This is a genomic window from Nocardiopsis sp. iso_186, assembly GCF_056173365.1.
The window spans coordinates 1-17,247 of record NZ_JBWBUO010000002.1 but is presented as its reverse complement, the minus strand read 5'-3'; the positions used below and the strand labels follow the sequence as shown (position 1 = coordinate 17,247).

14 protein-coding genes are annotated in these 17,247 nt (G+C 69.5%); 8 read left to right on the top strand and 6 right to left on the bottom strand.

Annotated elements, in window-relative coordinates; translation table 11 throughout:
* Positions 1 to 142 precede the first annotated feature (142 nt).
* Together mobF and AC0VYP_RS24375 are read left to right on the top strand one after the other, a co-directional pair.
* Complete coding sequence (gene mobF / locus AC0VYP_RS24380; RefSeq protein WP_475474446.1) at positions 143 to 5,086, top strand: MobF family relaxase; 4,944 nt, start codon at positions 143 to 145, stop codon at positions 5,084 to 5,086.
* A 20-nt stretch (positions 5,087 to 5,106) separates the two neighbouring features.
* On the top strand, positions 5,107 to 5,649 hold the full coding sequence (locus tag AC0VYP_RS24375) for a hypothetical protein (RefSeq protein ID WP_475474444.1): 543 nt from the start codon (positions 5,107 to 5,109) through the stop codon (positions 5,647 to 5,649).
* Between the two features lie 55 nt (positions 5,650 to 5,704).
* On the opposite strand, the gene AC0VYP_RS24370 is transcribed toward AC0VYP_RS24375, so the two are convergent.
* From AC0VYP_RS24370 to AC0VYP_RS24355, 4 genes are all read right to left on the bottom strand, one after another.
* A complete protein-coding gene (locus AC0VYP_RS24370) occupies positions 5,705 to 6,580 on the bottom strand; it encodes a hypothetical protein (RefSeq protein ID WP_475474443.1) in 876 nt (291 codons plus the stop codon).
* On the bottom strand, positions 6,580 to 8,619 hold the full coding sequence (locus AC0VYP_RS24365; RefSeq protein WP_475474441.1) for a type IV secretory system conjugative DNA transfer family protein: 2,040 nt from the start codon (positions 8,617 to 8,619) through the stop codon (positions 6,580 to 6,582). Before AC0VYP_RS24365 ends, AC0VYP_RS24370 begins: the two co-directional genes overlap by 1 nt.
* The gene (locus AC0VYP_RS24360; RefSeq protein WP_475474439.1) at positions 8,616 to 10,007 is read right to left on the bottom strand and encodes a DUF2637 domain-containing protein; all 1,392 of its coding nucleotides are present in this window, start codon (positions 10,005 to 10,007) and stop codon (positions 8,616 to 8,618) included. The genes AC0VYP_RS24365 and AC0VYP_RS24360 overlap by 4 nt, the downstream gene beginning before the upstream one ends.
* A gap of 174 nt (positions 10,008 to 10,181) precedes the next feature.
* Positions 10,182 to 10,457 (bottom strand): hypothetical protein, encoded by a 276-nt coding sequence (locus tag AC0VYP_RS24355; protein WP_475474437.1) that lies wholly within the window; start codon positions 10,455 to 10,457, stop codon positions 10,182 to 10,184.
* Between the two features lie 323 nt (positions 10,458 to 10,780).
* On the opposite strand from AC0VYP_RS24355, the gene AC0VYP_RS24350 reads away from it, so the two are divergent.
* From AC0VYP_RS24350 to AC0VYP_RS24325, 6 genes are all read left to right on the top strand, one after another.
* On the top strand, positions 10,781 to 10,933 hold the full coding sequence (locus AC0VYP_RS24350) for a hypothetical protein (RefSeq protein ID WP_475474435.1): 153 nt from the start codon (positions 10,781 to 10,783) through the stop codon (positions 10,931 to 10,933).
* A gap of 2 nt (positions 10,934 to 10,935) precedes the next feature.
* On the top strand, positions 10,936 to 12,228 hold the full coding sequence (locus tag AC0VYP_RS24345) for a DnaB-like helicase N-terminal domain-containing protein (RefSeq protein WP_475474433.1): 1,293 nt from the start codon (positions 10,936 to 10,938) through the stop codon (positions 12,226 to 12,228).
* A 5-nt stretch (positions 12,229 to 12,233) separates the two neighbouring features.
* A complete protein-coding gene (locus AC0VYP_RS24340; protein ID WP_475474432.1) occupies positions 12,234 to 12,923 on the top strand; it encodes a hypothetical protein in 690 nt (229 codons plus the stop codon).
* A gap of 56 nt (positions 12,924 to 12,979) precedes the next feature.
* Positions 12,980 to 13,951, top strand: a complete 972-nt coding sequence (locus tag AC0VYP_RS24335) for a hypothetical protein (protein WP_475474431.1) — start codon at positions 12,980 to 12,982, stop codon at positions 13,949 to 13,951.
* A 57-nt stretch (positions 13,952 to 14,008) separates the two neighbouring features.
* Positions 14,009 to 15,136, top strand: coding sequence for a hypothetical protein (locus tag AC0VYP_RS24330; protein WP_475474430.1), 1,128 nt, complete (start codon positions 14,009 to 14,011; stop codon positions 15,134 to 15,136).
* A gap of 143 nt (positions 15,137 to 15,279) precedes the next feature.
* Positions 15,280 to 15,429, top strand: coding sequence for a hypothetical protein (locus AC0VYP_RS24325; protein ID WP_475474429.1), 150 nt, complete (start codon positions 15,280 to 15,282; stop codon positions 15,427 to 15,429).
* 56 nt (positions 15,430 to 15,485) lie between these two features.
* Here the strand turns inward: AC0VYP_RS24325 and AC0VYP_RS24320 are convergent, their stop codons facing one another.
* Positions 15,486 to 16,442, bottom strand: a complete 957-nt coding sequence (locus AC0VYP_RS24320; RefSeq protein WP_475474428.1) for a ParB/RepB/Spo0J family partition protein — start codon at positions 16,440 to 16,442, stop codon at positions 15,486 to 15,488.
* Positions 16,432 to 17,247, bottom strand: a complete 816-nt coding sequence (locus AC0VYP_RS24315) for a ParA family protein (RefSeq protein ID WP_475474427.1) — start codon at positions 17,245 to 17,247, stop codon at positions 16,432 to 16,434. The genes AC0VYP_RS24320 and AC0VYP_RS24315 overlap by 11 nt, the downstream gene beginning before the upstream one ends.

Below are 17,247 nucleotides of genomic sequence, written 5' to 3'. Positions count from 1 at the left end.
TTGCTTCCCTCCTCTGTCTCAACCTCTGTCCACCTGCCCCGACTCCCCTCATCCTCACACCGATGCATTCTTTAATGATCTTGGTATGCTGGGTGGCGCAGGGTCGAGGTTGGCTCGAACGCGTGTACGAGGAAGGGGGTGGTTGGGGTTGTTCACGGTCGGCAAGGGGTTCAGCTCCGACTACCTCACCAAGGGCGTGTCCGCCGGTGCTGAGAATTACTACTTGTCGGCAGTGCGCGAGCACGGCGAGCCGCCCGGCTATTGGGGCGGCAAGGGTGCGGCCGCGCTGGGTTTGACCCCGGGGACTGAGGTTGACCCGCGCGTCATGCACAAGGTGTTCGACCAGTTTCTCGACCCGCGCGACCCCGCTCTTTTGGACGACTCGGTCCCCGATAAGGACAAGGCGCGGTTGGGTCGAAAGATCGGCAGGTACGCCTCTTTCGAGGAAAACTACGCGAAGCTTTTGGCGTCGGAGCCCGAGGCCACTGAGGAGCGCCGCGAGGAGCTGCGCATCCAGGCGCAGAAAGACACCCGCCAGGCCGTGAAGTTCTTTGATTTGACCTTTTCTCCGGTCAAATCGGTCACGCTGTTGCACGCGGGTCTGCTGGCCACGGTGCGCGAGGCGAGTGAGGCCGGCGACCTGGGTCGGGCCGAGGCCGCGCGCGAGGCCGCGACCATCCTGGAGGACACCGTCAAGGCCGCGGCCAAGGCCGGTATCGACGAGGCGTGCGAGGTGGCGGGGTGGGCCCGGGTGGGCTACCACGGCAAGCGGGTCAACGGCGTGACCACGGGCCGTTGGGCACCGGCCGGCGGATGGGTCACCGCGTCTTTTTTCCAGCACACGAACCGCAACGGCGACCCCCAGCTGCACATCCACAACGCGATCCTCAACCGCCAGCTCTGCGCGGACGGGCAGTGGCGGTCCCTGGACGGTCAGGCCGTCTACCGGCTGCGCAGCCAGGTCAGCGCGATCGCTGAGCGCACTCTCATGGAGCAGCTCACCGCCCGTCTGGGGGTGCGGTGGATCCAGCGCGCCGATGGTCAGGGCTGGGAGGTCGAAGGTGTGAGCGCTGACCAGATCGCCGAGTTCAGCACGCGGCGTGTGGAGGTGACCTCCCGGTTGGAGGAGCTGGTCGCGGCCTATGAGACCAAGCACGGGATCAGCCCCAGTGCCCGGGTGCTGTTCCTGTTGAGCCAGCAGGCCACCAAGGACACCAAGACCGCCAAGACCAAGGCAGCGGTGGTGCCTTCTCAGGCCGAGGAGTTGGCGGCGTGGGAGCAGCGCACGATCCGTTCCGAGATCGCGTCGCTGCTGGCCATCCCCAAGCGCGCCCTGTTCCGCTTGGGCAACGAGGACAAGGAGCGCGCGGCGGCCGAGGTCGCCGAGCTGGACCTGGACCGGGTCATTTCAGCGGCCCTGGCCGACGCTCAGAAGGAAACCGCGACATTCACCCGTTACGAGCTCACCCGTCACATCTCCCGCCACCTTCCCGCCTCGCTGGGTGGCCTGTCTGCGGCCCGGGTCAGGGCGTTGCTGGTCCAGATCCGCGACGAGGCACTCAAACCCGCCGCACGGCGGGTTCTGTGCCTGAGCCTGCCCGACGTGGTCGCGATCCCCGCGGTGCTGCAGCGCGCCGATGGGTCCTCGGTTTTCCGTGACCCCACCGGTGAGCGGTGGACCACGCCCGAGGAGCTGGACCTGGAGGCTCGGTTCGTCCACGGTGCGGCCGCCAGTGGTGCGCCGGCGATTCAGCCTGAGGTGTTGGCCGAGCGTCTGGGCTACGCCCCCGGTGTGGAGCGCCTGACCGTGGCGGTCGATGGGCTGACCGCCACGGTCAGCCCGGAGACCGAGACGGTTGACGACGGTTCGTTGACCTCCGGCGAGCGGTCGGCGACGGTCGAGGAGGTGGCCGTCGGTTCACCGGGTGAATCCGCGACGGTCAGCGAGCTGACCGCCGTGGACAGGTTCCTGACCGCCACGGTCAGCCCGCTGACCACCGTGGTAAGCGAGAAATACGCCTACAATCTCGCGTCTGATCAGGTCGCGGCGGTCTACGGGATTCTGTCCAGTGGTCGTCAGATCGATGTGTTGGAGGGCTACGCGGGCACCGGCAAGTCGTTCACGGTGGCGCGTGCGGCGGATCTGTGGCGTGAGCAGACCGGGTCCACCGTCATCGGGCTGACCACCGCCCAGAACGCGGCCTACGTCTTGGCTGACGAGGGCCTGGACACCGCCTACAACACCACGCGCTGGCTCAAATCCATCGACGAAGGCCGAACGGCCCTGCAGCCAGGACAGCTGGTCATCGTGGACGAGGCGTCCATGGTGACCAACGAGATCATGACCCGCATCGCCGACCTGGCCGCCCAGGCCGGTGCCAAGGTGGTTCTGACCGGCGACAGCGAGCAGCTGTCGGCGCCGGGCGCGGGCGGTCTCATGCGTCACCTGGTGGCTGAGCAGGGCTCCTACCAGCTCACCCAGGTCCGGAGGTTCCGCGCGGAGTGGGAGCGTGAGGCGAGTGTGCGCCTGCGCGCGGGTGATGAGGACGTGCTGGCCGAGTACGACCGGCACGGCCGGATCCGCGGCGGCACCCGGGAGGAGATGGAGAGCGCGGCGCGCGACGCCTACCTGGCCGACCACCTGGCCGGTAAGAGGTCGCTGCTGTTGACCGCGACCAACCCGCGCGCCGTCGAGCTGTCGGCGCAGGTCCGTGAGGGTCTGGTCGAGCTGGGGCAGGTTGACGACAGCTCGACTGTCTCCCTGCGCGACAACAACAGGGCCGGGGCCGGCGACCTGGTCGCCGCCCGCGAGAACGACCGCAAGATTAGGATCGGCGACCGTAAACGTCAGCTCACCAACCGCGACGTGCTCGAAGTCATGCGGGTCAACGCGAACGGGAGCATCACCGCGCGCCTCCTGAACCAGGACGGCATCCCCGGGGAGCACGTCGAAATCCCTGCCAGGTACGTGAAAAGGAGCGTCGAGCTTTCCTACGCGGGGACGGCGCACTCGGCGCAGGGACGCACTGTGGACACCTGCCACGCCGTGATCGAGGAGGGCATGGCCCGCCAGATGGCGTACGTGGAGCTGACCCGCGGCCGCGAGACGAACGTCGCGTGGGTGATCACCGAGTCCGAGGTTGCCGACCTTCGCCCCGAGTCGGTGCCCCGCCAATCCGCTGTGGACGACGAGCTGACCGCGACGGTCAACCCTCTGACCGCCACGGTCAGCCCGGAGACCGTGGCGGATCAGACCCCCGAGACCACCCCCGCCCAGACGCCTGAGCGCATCGGCGGGCAGCAGTTGCTGCCCGGCATTGAGCCTATCGACCAGACCGACGCGACCACTTCCACCGACCCCCGAACCGTCGCGGACGACGAGCTGACCGCCACGGTCAGCTCCCTGACCGCCGTGGATGAGGCCGCGCCCACCGTGACGCGCGACCCCCTGGGGGTGCTCGCCGACATCTTGGCCACCGACCAGGCCGACCAGACCGCGACCGAGCACCAGCGGCTGGAGGCCGAGCGGGTCACCCACATGGCCCACCTGGGGTCGATGTGGCAGTCGGTGGTCAAGGACCAGCTCGCCGACCAGACTTCAGAACTGCTGCAGGAGATGTTGCCGGCCGACGTGCACGAGCGTCTGTCCGCCGACCCCGCGCGCGGCAGCGTGATGACCGCTGTGCGCCGGGCCGTCATCGCCGGCCACGACATGAACGGGCTGCTGGGCCAGGTCACCGGCCGTGGATGGGGACGGGTCCGCAGCGTCGGGCAGGTCCTTTCGGCCCGGATCGAGCGCGCGATCGGGACCGGTGAGGCGATCGCCACCCGCTGGAGCGCACTCACCCCCCACCTGCCCAACCCCGACCTCAACGAGTTCGTGCGTGACGTGGCCGAGCACATGGACCAGCGCGTGCAGACCCTGGGAGAGCAGGCCGCCGCCGACTCGCCGAGTTGGTTGGTGGAGCGGTTGGGTGAGGTGCCGGCCGAGATCATGGCGCGCACCGAGTGGCAAGAGCGCGCCGGCCTGGTCATGTCCTACCGCGAGCAGTACGGCAACCCCGACGTGGTCACCGGCCAATTGCTCGGTGTGGCGCCGGAACGGACCTCCCCCGAGCAGCGCGCCGCCTACAACGCCGCCGCGGCCGCGTTGGGGCGCACGTCCACCGAGCGCGACATCGACGAGGCCAGCGACGGCCAGCTGTGGGTGTGGCGCGCGCAGTACGAGCGCGAGGCCCGTTGGGCGCCCCCGCACCTGGCCCAGGACCATCGGGGCGCCGCCATCGAGGCCGCCGACCGGGCGGCCGAGGCCGTGCGCCTGCGCGCCCAGGCGACCATGGCCGCCGACGAGGACGAGCGCGCCGCACTGACCGAGCGCGCCCGCGCCAACGACACACTCGCCGAGGCCGCTGCCCAGCGCCGCGACCAGCTGGCCCAGGTCCACCAGCAGCGGGTGGCGTGGCACACCGCGACCCAGCCCGCCCGCGAGCTGGCGATGCACGCCGACGCCGAGCTGCACCGCCGCCACCGTGACCTGGATCTGCCGCCCCTGCACACCCCCACACCACCCCAGACCGAGGTCCAGGTCGACGACCAGGACCACGCCGAGCCCGAGACGATCCGAGGGCAGGAGGAGTTGTTCCCCGAACCCGGCCACGAGAGGAGGGGCCTGCGCGAGCGCCCCGCCCCCGAGACAGACCCCGTCGAGGCCGAGCCTGCGGAGGTCGTGGTCGAGCAGCCGCAGCTGGACCTGGCCCTCGCGCCCGAACCCGCCATGGGTGATGCGGTGCTGCGCAGCGCCCTGGAGGCCGCTGTCCAGGCCCACGCCATCCTCACCCAACGCGCCGAAGCCCAGGCACAGGCACAGGCGGAGAGGGTCGGCCGTGACCACGGTGGTGAGCCCACCCCCGTGGAGCGCCAGCGCGACCGCGACCAGGAGCGCTACCAGGACCAGTTGGCCCGACGAGAGGCCGAGGAACTGGAACGCCGCGCCCAGGCCACGGCCCAGCGTCCGCCCCCGTCCCCCCGCAGCAGCTACCGTCCCCCCGCGCCCGAGCGCGGCCGAGGACTGGGTAGAGGAATCTAGCCCGGGCTAGGGTGGCTGTCATGACCAGCGATTCGCGGCCCGCGTGGCTCATCCCGCTGAAAGACCGAGAGCCCATCCCCGAGGGAGTGCTGACTCCGCGACGAGAGCTGACTCCACAGGAACTCCAAGATCTGGTGCGCCGCCTCAACGGCCCCCGCGGCTCCCACACCGTCCTGGACATCAACGAGGACGAGGCGATCTCGGCTATGCCACCGGTGCGCGACCCCGAGGCCGTGCGAAAGGTGCGGTTCGAGATCGCGGCCAAACCCCCCGGTGACCCGTTCACCGACGGCATCGCCGAGACGATCGCATGGGCCTTTGGCGAGACCCAGACCCGCACCGGACCGGTCAGCGGGGAGATGCCGGAGAACTGGCCGCCGCTGTGTGACGATCTTTATGGCGAAGAGGTCATTGCCCAGCGCGTGATCTACGGCCAGGTGCTGGAGGGCATCGACCATCCCGTTCCCCGTCACCGCGACTACGTCATCGGCGCCCACCACACCCTCATGTGGCTGCAGTGCGAGACCGACGACCCCCCGGCCGGGGACCTGGGCACAGCCTGACCAACACGAAGGCGGGGCGCATCGACCGGTGCGCCCCGCCTTCCTCGTGTGTTGGTCAGCCGTGTTTCTTCGCCCAGTGGTCCTGGTAGTCCTGCTCGGTCAGGCCGGCCTGGTCCATCAGCTCGTGGAACCGGACCGCCGCCCGGTCACGGACCTCTTCGGGCTCCCCCTCCTGGCTGGAGAGCGCAGACAGCCGCACGAGCTCATCCAGAGCCTGGTCGCGGTCGTGGTGCTGTCGGGCCGTGCGGATCGCCAGCGTCTCGGTGCGCCCCGTGCTCAAGTTCAACACGTGGGGCTGGTCGGCTGTCTTCGACAGGCACCGGTGCGCTTTGACCAGGGCGGACATGGCGCTGGTGGTGTCAGTCATCACCCGGTGAAAATCGAGCTCGTGGTGCACCTTGCGCTGTTCGTCGGGGGCTTTGTACGCCTGCTGGTAGGCCGTGAACAGCAGGCTGACCTGCCGGATCATCGGATTGTGCTGCCACCAGCACGGCGGGACGGCCGTCTCCAACGCCGGCCACCAGGTGAACCCTTCCTCACCGAGCCAGTCGGCAACGACGACGAGCCATTCGTGGCGGGTGTCCTCATCCATCGCCGCCCAGTCCAAGGGCTGCGTCGGCGCGGACTGGCCGTCCTCCTCTTCGGTGTCGGCCCCGGTCAGGGTCTCCAGTGCCGCGCGGATCGCGTCGATGCGCGCGCTCAGCGTCGCTACCGTCTCCAGGACGGTGTCCTGTTCCCCCTGGCGCTCTTGCACCTCCGCCAGCTGTCGTGCCAGGTCGGTGAGGTCGTGGTCGAGGCGGGTCTGCAGCCGCCCCAGGTCAGTGCTCACCACCGACAGCGCGGTCAGCATCCCCTGTTCCTCACGGCCGGAGCCGCCCCCACGGGTGGGGGCGGCTCCGGTGAGATGCGCCCGCATCTCCTGCTCATCCATCAGACCTCATCCTCATCACGGGGCCGGTCCCAGGGCATGGGGCCGGTCTGCCAAGGCCGCGATCCCTCTTCGCCCTTGTTGGTGTGTCGGGGCGGCAGCGGCGGAGCGACCTGCGGACGTGGCGGAATCGGCGGAACCACCCGCCCGCCGTCCCCCGGTTTCGGGGGGAGCGGCGGAGCCGTAGACGCCGCTGCCGCCGCTGTGTCGGTGCCGGTTGCCTCCTGTGCGCGCAGCTCGACGACCTCCAGCGGCTGGGTGTCGCGTGCCGAGCGCCGCTCCCCCAGCTCATCCACCACGGGCGCGGGGGCGGTGTAGCCCTCCTGCAGGGTGAGGTCCACCTCGGGGGCGACCCGCACCTGCGGCGCGGCCAGCTCCAGAGGCCCGCTCCGCCGCGCCGCGCGGCGCACGTCGCGCCGCCGCCACACCTTCTCGGTGCGCACCAGCGTGGGCGGCAGTCCCCCGCACAGCACCACGGCCGTGAACTTGGGCAGCTGGAACGACCCGCGCGGCACGACGTCAACCTGGGTCTCGGTGCGCTTGTACGTGGCGGTCATCGGAGTACCGGTGGAGCTGGTGACCGTCGTGGTGCCGGCCAACCGGTGCACTCTCTCCAGCAGTGCCCCCTCCACCGTGCCGCCGTGGATCACGATTACCCCCGCGCACGCCCACAGCGCTTCCACACTCTGCTCGGAGTAGCGCTCCGCCAGCTGCGACCAGGATTGGGCGTAGACGTGCATCATGATTCCGCACCCGCCCATCCAGGACGCCCACTGGTGCACCGGCAGGGGCACGGTGTTGGCGATCTCGTCGAGTTCCAGCGTCAGCGGAGGGTCGAGGCGCCGTCTTGGCCGCGAGGCCGCGATGTGGCGCACCTGGTAGGCCACCTCCGCGACAAACGCCGAGAACAATGGCTGCGTGACGGAGTCGGCGCCGTCGGAGACGAGGTAGAGGGTGTCGCGGCGGTCGGGGCTGACGAAGTCGGCGATGTCGAACCCCTGGCCGTCCTGGGACGGGCGCAGCATCTCAGCGATCGAGGGGTTGGTCATGAACCGCAGCGCACCCCCCAGCGTGGTGGTGACCGAGGACGCCGTGCGCTCGGCCATGTGCTCGGTGAAGTGCGCCAAGGTGGAGACGTCGGCGGGGTTGGCCCCGCGTGCACGACGCAGGATGCCCAGCGCCTGCGCGGTGGAGCCGGTGGCCCACCGGTAGACGGTGTCCATGCCGTACCCGGCCAGCGCGGCCGCGTGCAGACAGCCGCTCAGGATCATCGACGCCTGGTCGTTCCAGAAGGCTGCGTCGCTCAGGCCGGCCCCCGACTGGGCTTCGACCATGTAGCGTGCGCGGCGCGCGGCGACCATGGTGTCGGTGCACCCCGCCACCGGGTCCCAGCTCAACGTATTGCCGTACTGGCCGAGTCCTTCGGGGTTCCACACGAAGATCCGCCCCACCTGTGAGCGGCAGGCCAGCGTGTTGGCGATCAGGTCATCACGGATAGAGGTCACCAGGATCGAGCCCGGGGCGTCGATGATCCTCCCCGCCGCAGCCGATGACTTGCCCTGCCGAGGTCCGGCAAACGTCAACACGACCTGTTCCTGCGTGGCATAGACCGGGCGGCGGTTCAACCACCCGTGCGCCCACCCGATGCGGGTGGCGTACTCCCACCAGTGCCGCCCGGAGTGGCGCCGCCACCAACCCAGCGAGGGCCGTGTGGTGCGCGCGACCGCGCGGGCGGCCGGTAGACCGTAGCCGCGCCACAGGTCCCATTCACCGGCGAAACCCGGACCGGCGTGCAGGCGCAACCGGGCGCGCCAGCGCAGCGACAGCCGCGAGGCGCGCTGCCCACCCAGTCCGCGCGTCACCATGCCCACCACGGCCCCGCCCACCGCGGCGATCCCCAGACCGCCGATCAGGTACTCAACCGGGACCAGGTCCCAGGGCATGGGGGGCAGGGGCGTGTCCGAAACCTCGCTGGCGCCGTGCGCGAACATGTCGATCTCGACCATGCTCCGCGTTGTCACATCCTGAATCACACTGATCACCGGGTACCTCCTACCGCAATGGTCTCGCGAGTCCCAGCGATCACACCCCGGTTGTGCGGGCCAGTTTCGGACACGATCTCGCGTAGATAGCGACGCGCGATCGCACCGTCCAGGTCGGCCGCCCCGCAGATCTCCTCGGCGAGAACATCCACATAGGTGGTGTCGCCATATCGCGGGTCGCCCGCGCGGCGCAGGTCCTCATACAGCTCGCGAATTTTTTGCTTGCCCGAGAGCAGTCCCCGGGTCTGGTCGAGCAGGTCTTTCAGGCCCCGCAGGTCGCGCTGCAGCGCGATCACGGTCGCGGCCGATTCGCGAGCACGCAGGGCCGCGCGCTGTTCGGCTTCGGTGCGCTCATCCGCGCGCCGCCGTTGCTCCCGCACCTCAGAGGTCAGGCGCTGGCTCTCAGTCCTGAGGCCGGCCATCTCCTGCAACAGGTCCTGGATCTGCGCGTCACGCTCGGCGTCGAGGCGCGCGCGCTGTTCGGCCGTCTCCTGCGCCGCGAGATCGGCCGCCTCCCGTTCCCGCTCCCGCTGCAGCTCGTAGTCTGCGATCCGTTCATCCGCACGCCGCACGGCCGCCGCGATCGCGGCGGCGCTTTCCTCGCGCACCTGTTCCGCGATGGCCTGAGCGTCACCGGCCTTCAGCTCGGCCTCCCGGGCACGGTCACCAGCCGCCGAGCGGCCCGGAGCGTAGGACACCTCCGCCAGCACCCACTGGCGAAACAGCGACATGGTCTGCTTCGGGGAGAACACCAACCGGAGCAGCCAGGCCGCGAACCCCAGCATCGCTGTGACTACCGGCCTCACAATCGACCACATCGTCATGGGGGCGCCCAGGCCACGACGCTGCATCATCCGCTTCTGGATCTCCACGATGAGCAGGTCAGAGGCGGCCGCGTACAGCAGAGCCGGGCCGGCCCACACCAGGATCGCCCCGTAGTCGGTTCCATCCCGCAGCAGGAAGCTCGCCGGGTTTTTGTCGTTGTCGGCCTGGGCCACGTTCATGAGCACCGACGCCGCCACGCAGGCCAAGTTGCCCAGGCGGGCGCCCAGCGCAGAGCGTCCTCCCAGAGCGGTGGCCATGCCCAGGACCGCGAACGTGACCGCGGAGATGTCCCACAGCAGAGCCGCGACCCTCGCGACGTCGCCTTCCCCCTTGTAGATCATCGTGTAGACGTGCTGCGCGGAGTAGGACACGTACATGGCACCGATCGCAACACCAGCCAGCAGCATCAGCGCGACGCCGAGCGTGACCCAGTAACCGAGGTCGGCCCCGCCACTGTCCGAGGAGGTTTCCTTCGGCGGCTTCATCTTGGGCTTGGGACGCGCTCCCCACACCGTGATGGTGCGCTCCCCCGTCGGGCCCTGCTCGGTGCGCTGCTCGAGCACACCCCGTTCAACACGAGAGTCGGCCGACTCGGCCGAGTCGTGTGTGGCCGGTTCGGGCTGCTCAGCGGGCTCACGCGAGCCCCGCCGTAGGATGGACATCAAGATCGGTTTCCTAACTGGTCTCCCCCGGTCGGCGTGGTTCTTTGGCGAGAGTGCGCCGGTCGGGGATCTGATTTACTGCCGGTCGCGGAGTGCGTTCAGCAGACTGGTTCTGATTTCGTCCTCGGTTTCGCCAGCGAGCAGGCCGGCGTGTTCGACTAGGACATCGATGGCCACCCGGATCAGCGTGTTCTCTGTGATGCGCGGCGCGTCGATGGTTTTGGCGTCCTGCAGTTCTCTTGCCGGAGGCCCGAGGGCATCCCATTGGTCCGGCCACATAGGCACCGTTTTCGGTCGGGTGCTCCTACCTGCCCGCTGCTCGTAGGTGCGACTCCGCTGGTCATCTGTCATCCGTCGGGGCTCCACTCTGTGATGGCCAGTTCCACCCTCTAGAGTGCCGAACTTTCGAACTTCATGCCCGACTCCGACTGTGACGGTCATGGGTACCCGTGATGAGAGTTGGTCGAGTTCACGTGTTCACCTCCACCAACACCATACCTCATAAGTTCTGAACATCTAATCTTCTGAAAACTTGAAGTTATGAGTTTGATGGTGCATGCTGGTCACCAGGTTCGGGATTGCAGCCCGACCTGTAGATGCAGAAGGCCCGAGGTTTGGCGATTGCAGCGCCGGCCCCGGGCCCAAGAAAAACGCCCTTGCGAAGGAGCTTTTCCATGTCCCAGCTTACCCATGCCCCGAGCGCTCACGTGTACGTCGAGCCCGTCACCCGCCCGGGCCAGGAACCGCTGCCCGCCCCCTCCCCCGAGGAGGCCGCGCGGCTGCGTGACCTGGCCGAGCTGGGAGCCGACGTGCGGGTCTGGCTGTAGCCATGACCCACCCCGAGCACGCCGAGCCCCACATCAGGGCGGAGGCGGCGCTGCTGGGAGCGGTGCTGGCCGACGAGCAGGACGCGGCCGGCACCCCCTGCCGCCGTCTTCTCGACACCGCGGTGGAGACATGGGGCGTGTCCAGCGCGCTGCTGGAGCGCCCCTACCACCAGCGGGTGTGGGCGGCGATCTGTCAGATCGCCGCCCGCGGCGACCGCGCCGACCTGGCCGCGGTGCACGCCCAGATCGCCGCCCAGGACGACGAGCCCCAGGCCCAGCGCCCGGACGCGATTCACCTGGTGCAGATCGCCGAGAGCACACCCGACCCCGCTCACGCCCAGCGCTACGCGGGGATGGTCATCGAGGCCGCGATGCGCCGACGCACCCACGACACCGCCGAGCAGCTCTACCGGGGCGCGCGCACCGACGACACCACGATGGCCACCAGCGCCGAGTACGTGCACGACGCGCGCGACCAGGTGGAGCGGATGCGCGCCTACTGGTCGCGTCTGCCCCCGGCGATGCGTGGCGAGATCGACGGAGTCAACGACCACCAGCAGGAGCGGGAGCGGCGGTTCCCCGCGCCCGCCGAGACCGAGGACGCGGTCGAGGTCGAGGTGGATCTGGTGGGGCCCGACCCCGCGGCCGGGCCCGCCATCGCCCCGGCCGCCGACGCCATCGCCTACGCCCCCGAGGACAACCGCACCGGCGACGAGGCCGAGCGTCGTCGTGCCGAGGCCGAACTGGTGGGTGCGCTGATCACCGCCCCCGGCCACTTTCCTGCTGCCAGCCGGGAGGTCGAGCCGCGTGACATCGCCGACCCGGCCACGCGCCGGATCTATGAGATCGCCACCCAGATGCAGGCTGCGGGTATTCCCGTGGACGCCCTGACCGTGGAGTGGGCCGCCCGGCGCGAGGGAGCCACCCCCGTCCAGGTGCGCGCGGCCATCGCCGAACCGGTGGTGCCCGCCCCGCCGGAGGTGTTGGCGCGGGGGGTGCGCGACCGCGCGACCCGCGCCCGCCTGCACAGCGCTGGCCACACCCTGCGCGAGGTCGCCGCCGATCCTCGCCGCAGCGCCACCCAGATGCTGCACGCGGCCTCCTCCGCGATCGACGACATCGGGGAGGTGCGCGTGCGCGAACTGCAACGCCACAACGAGGGTCGCCCGCCGCCCGTGCGCGGTAGCGTCCCCGCTCCCCGCGCCACCCCCACCGTCACGCAACAACTGCTCGACGTCGCCCGGACGCCGGCATCCGACCCGGCCCAGCCCACGCTGGCCCACACCCGGAGGTAACCCCAATGAGCACCCTGCAACGCCTGGACGACCTGTCGGTGCGGCGCGCCCACTACAACCGCGCGGCCAGCGCCCACAGCGCGTGCGCGGCCGCGGCCCGCCTGGACGCCGACAACCTCACCAACGCACTCGCCCCCGCCCAGGTGCGGGTGGCGCGAGGGGAGGCCGAGTTCTACCAGCGCCTGGCCACCGCGGCCGCTGATGAGGCCGTCGCCACCCACCGCGAGCTGGAGGACCTGATCGACGAGGCTCTGGGAGGAGGTGAGCCCCGCTCGGGGCTGTTCAACCGCACCCCGCTGAACCCCGCTGGCCCGTCGTGGCCGCCCGGTATCTACCGGCTCGACGTCGAGGGCGACACCATCGACGACGGCACCACCGCACCCACCAGCAGCGCCGAGTACTCCGCCGAATGCCTGACCGCGATCGACCGCAGGCTCCCCCAGTTGGCCGAAATCATCGCCGAGGCCGAGGCCGCCGCGATCGACGCCCAGCAACAGGCCCTCGTCCAGGACCGGGCCCGCCGCCGCGCCGGTTCCTGGCCCCGCCGGCGCGGCGACCACGCCACCGCCGTCGTGCGCGGCGACTACCACCGCTACATCGCCGCCGGCCAGACCCGTCTCATCGCCGAGGCCCGCGCCGAGGTCACGCGCCTGGAGAACGCGGCCCAGCGCCACCGCGCAACCGCCGCCCGTTAACCACTCCGAGTCGGGGCGCCCACCCGGGGCGCCCCACCCACCCAGAAAGGCCCACGATGATTGACTGGACGCAGCTTCTCGCCGACGCGGAGGCCAGGCTCAGGCTGCATGGCGGCCGCGCCACCGTACTCCACGACCGGCTCACCACCGAGTCCCTGTCCGAGGAAGCACGCGCGAGGCTTCAGCGCGCGGCCGATCAGGAGCAGATCCTCGCCCAGACCTATCAGCGGATGGTCACCGACCGACGGGAGAGGATCCGATCCCGCCCCATCATCGACACGCCCCGCGCTGTTCCTCCTCAACGTGAGCAGCGCCGCATCGACGAAATCAGCAACCGGGCGCTGTATTTCAGCCAGAGCGCCCGGGAGTTCACTGGTCGGGTCGCTCTGCTGAAGGCCAGCCTGGAGTCCGGTGATCTCACCCGCGCCCAGCGCCGCCAGATCCGCCGCGAGATCGACGAGACCGAACGTCTGGCCCAGACCGCCAGGGGCGAGGCCCAGACCGCCAGGGCCGAGCGCACGACCATGATCGATCGAGTCGCCGAGACCCAGGCCGAACCGCAGCCCGCCCCCGCTCAGGTGATGGCCACAGACAGCGAGCCCACCACCACGGAGCTGGTCAACCTCACCCGCGATCAGATCGCCGCCATCGACAAGCAGATCTGCGCCACCACCGTCTCCCGCACCGAGGCCAAACAGGCTGCCCAGGCCGCCCAGGCACAGGCCGCCATCGAACGCCACGCCGCCACCCGGGCCCGTTGGCCGTGGCAGCGCGAAGCCCGCTACACCGCCACGGTGCGCGCGGGCTACCACACCCACCGAGCCGGCCAGGAGCACGAGGCCGCCAGCCACGCGCTGGATCAGATCTATTGCCTACAGGAAGACCATCGCAGCCACCAGGACATGATCCGATTCCTGACCCCCCAGCGTGAGGCTCGCGCCCACGAGCGAGAGATCAGCCCCCTGGACTCCCAGCCCCAGCGGCCCGCACGTACCCCCCGCCCACCTGAGCGCGGCGAGGACCTGTAACCACCTCCGAGTCGGGGCGCCCACCCGGGGCGCCCCACCCACCCAGAAAGGCCCACGATGACCGACAAGATGACCGACAAAGAGAAGCGACTGAAGAACGAGCTCGCGATCTGCGTGTGGGAGGACCGCACCCACCGTGGCCGCGCCGAAGAACTGCGCGACCGCCTGCACAGGAACCCGATCAGCCTGTCCAAAATCGAGCGCGATCAGATCGAGTCCCAAATCTCCGTGGCCCACCACCGGGCCGTCGAGGCCCGCAAGTACGCCGCAGGACTCCGGTCCCGGCTGGAACGGCTCGCGGCCCGGGACCAGGCCGAGGCCCCCGCCCTCATGCACCAGCCGCCCGTGCCCCGCACGCCCGAGCAGCGCCACGTTGACGACCTCGCCGCCCAGGCGCTCTACTACAGCCAGAGCGTCCAGGAGCTCACCGGCCGCGCCGCTCTGCTCCAGCTCAGCCTGGAGACCCGCGATCTCACCCGCGCCCAGCGCCGCGAGATCCGCCGCGAGATCCGTGACGCGACCCGACTGGCCCACGCGGCCAGGGGCGAGGCCCAGCGCGCAGGAGCTGAGCACGAGACCGCCGCGGCCGCTCTCCACACCCGAACCGACACCGAACGCGACGCCGAGACCGAGGCCGCGCAGCCGGCCTCCACCCAAGAGGACACGCCGCAACCCCGCGAACCACAGCGCGAGGCCGAGGACACCTGGCACATCGACGACGTCGGAATCGTCGAGCCCACCGTCGAGGACCTGGTCAACGTCGAGCGCGCCACGATCGACATCAACCACGCCGAGCAGGCCAACCTGACCGTCTCTCGTGCCGAGGCCGCCCAGGCCGCCCAGACTGCCGAGGCGCGGGCCGCTGTCGAGCGCATCGCCGCAACCCGGGCCCGGTGGCCGTGGCAGCGCGGAGCCCGCTACACCGCCACGATCCGCGAGAGCTATCACACCCACCAGGCCGACCAGCGGGTGCGCGAGGTCAACGAGTCCTTGCGCAGGACGCACGAGCTACAGGTCAACGCGATGCGCAGCCGCGCCCGGATCGCCGACCTCACCGGCCCGACCCGCGACCGTACGGCCCGCGACCAGGAACGCGAGATCGGGCTCCGGAACTCCCCGCCCCAGTGGCCCGCACGCACCCTCACCCCGCGCACGCCCGAGCGCGCCGACGAACTGGAGAGGTAGAGCAGCGGCTCACCACCGCCTCACCCGAGGCGCCCCAATCGTCCAGTACGAGCTGGACCGCAGGACCCCAGACACGACAAAGGCCCGAGGCAGCCACGACCAAGAGACGCCCCGGGCCACTCCCAACAGGAAGCGAGCCCATTATGTACCAGCAGACCACGAACACGCTCCGCGGCTGGAGCTGGCGTCACCTGGTGGCACCCCTGCTCAACGGCACGTACTGCAAGGTCTGCGGACAGTCCTACGACCCGTCCGACCCGCAAGGTAACTGGCAGCACGTGAACTGCAAGTAGATAGGAAGAAGGAGGGGCCCACAGCAACAGCTGTGGGCCCCTCCTTCTGTGTGCTGTCAGGAGTCGTTCGCGGAGGGCAGGCGTGTCAGCATCGCCTCCGCAAGCTCGGCGAACCGTTCTTCGCCAAGCCCGTACCAGAGGCCGTCAGCCACAATCTGCGGGTCATCCCACCGCAGCTCCAACGTCAACTGCTCAACCCCGCCACCGTCTTGCACAGGAGCAGGAACCGGAGGAGGACTAGGTGTGCCGCCCTCCTTCTCCCCAGGAGCACCCCCCGACGCTGCTGGTCGCGGCGAATTATTACGCCGTAATATTTTGCCCCCGCTCCCCTGCTGGCTGCGAGCCTTGACCTGCTCATCCGGCTTCAGCTTGCCCAGCGACCGTGCCTCTTCCACCGTCAGGTCGCCATCCTGCAGCTCTTTCTGCAGCGGCGGAGTGAGCTTCAGCAGAGAGAGGCGCTGAGACACCCATCCCTGAGATTTACCGAGTTCAGCGGCGACCTTCGCCTGCGTGCCGTGCAGTTCCAGCAGCTTGTGCAGTGCCCGGGCCTCCTCCAGCGGTTGCAAATCCAGTCTGTGGACGTTCTCCACGAGCGCGTTGGACAGAATCTCGCTGGCGTCCGCCGGCGACCCGGCTACGTGAATCAGGAGTGCGTCGAGCCCGGCCGCAGTCGCGGCCGCCAGGCGCCGGTTGCCGTGCAGCACCACATAGCGAGCAGTCGCGAGAGTGTCCCCATGCTCGGGATGCACCGCCACATACGCGCTACGCGGCACTACGGTGACCGGCTGGAGCTGGCCCCGTGACCGCAGACTGGCTGCCATCTCCTCGATGTCGCCCAGGCCGTCACGCGGGTTCTCCGGGTTCCCCACCAGATCGCTGATCGGTGCGCTGGTGGGAGGCCCCGCCGCTGAGAGCCGCTGATCCTGGATGAACTCGTTCAGGAGCCCCCCAGAGGGCCGTACCTCTTCTTTCTTTGTCGTACCGACTGTGAACTTCGCCTTCTTAGGCGGCACGGCTGTACTCCTTCAGTACTGGCGCGAACAGCACCTCGGTGAAGTCGATGTAGTCCTTCGTGGCAGTCGCGTCCGGGGCGTACGTCGTCAACGGCTCGTTGGCGAAGGGCGCTTCGCCAACCCTCACGGTCGCTCGGATCGACCCGTGATAGGCATCCGGGTAGTCCGCCAACAGCTGCTCGGTGACCATGGTGCTTAGTGCGCTGCTTTGTCGAGCAGTCACCAGTACCGCCGCGGTCCGCTGGTCGGGACGCAGGCGCTTGCGCACGATCCCCAACGTCGTGTTGAGTTCCTCGACCCCCTGGAAGTCCAGTCCGCCAGCTCTGACAGGGATCACGATCACCCCGGCCGCCACCAAGGCGTTGACCGTGATCTGGTCGAGGTTGGGCGGGCAATCCAGCAGCCACACCCCAACCGTGCGCGTGGACTCTTCGATGGCTTCCCGGAGCGTGTAGTCCAGCCCGGGGGAAGTTAGCAACTCGAAGGACTTCAAGGACTTGAACGACGGCACGATGTCCAGGCCAGCGACAGTGGTCGGCCACGTCGCGGCATCCAGACCCACCTCCCCCAGCAGCACGTGACTCAGGTCGCGCCGCTCGTCCACCGGGTGGTCGTCCCACTGCGGAGGCAACCACCCCGTTGCCGACCCGTTCTGCGGGTCCGCATCGACCAGGGTCACGGGCACCCCGCGCGCGGCCAACACCGCCCCGATCGTCACCGCGCTGGTCGTTTTCCCGTTGCCGCCCTTCTGGTTGATGAACGCCACGACCGAACCTGGCTCTATCAGCGACTGCTCTACCGTCAT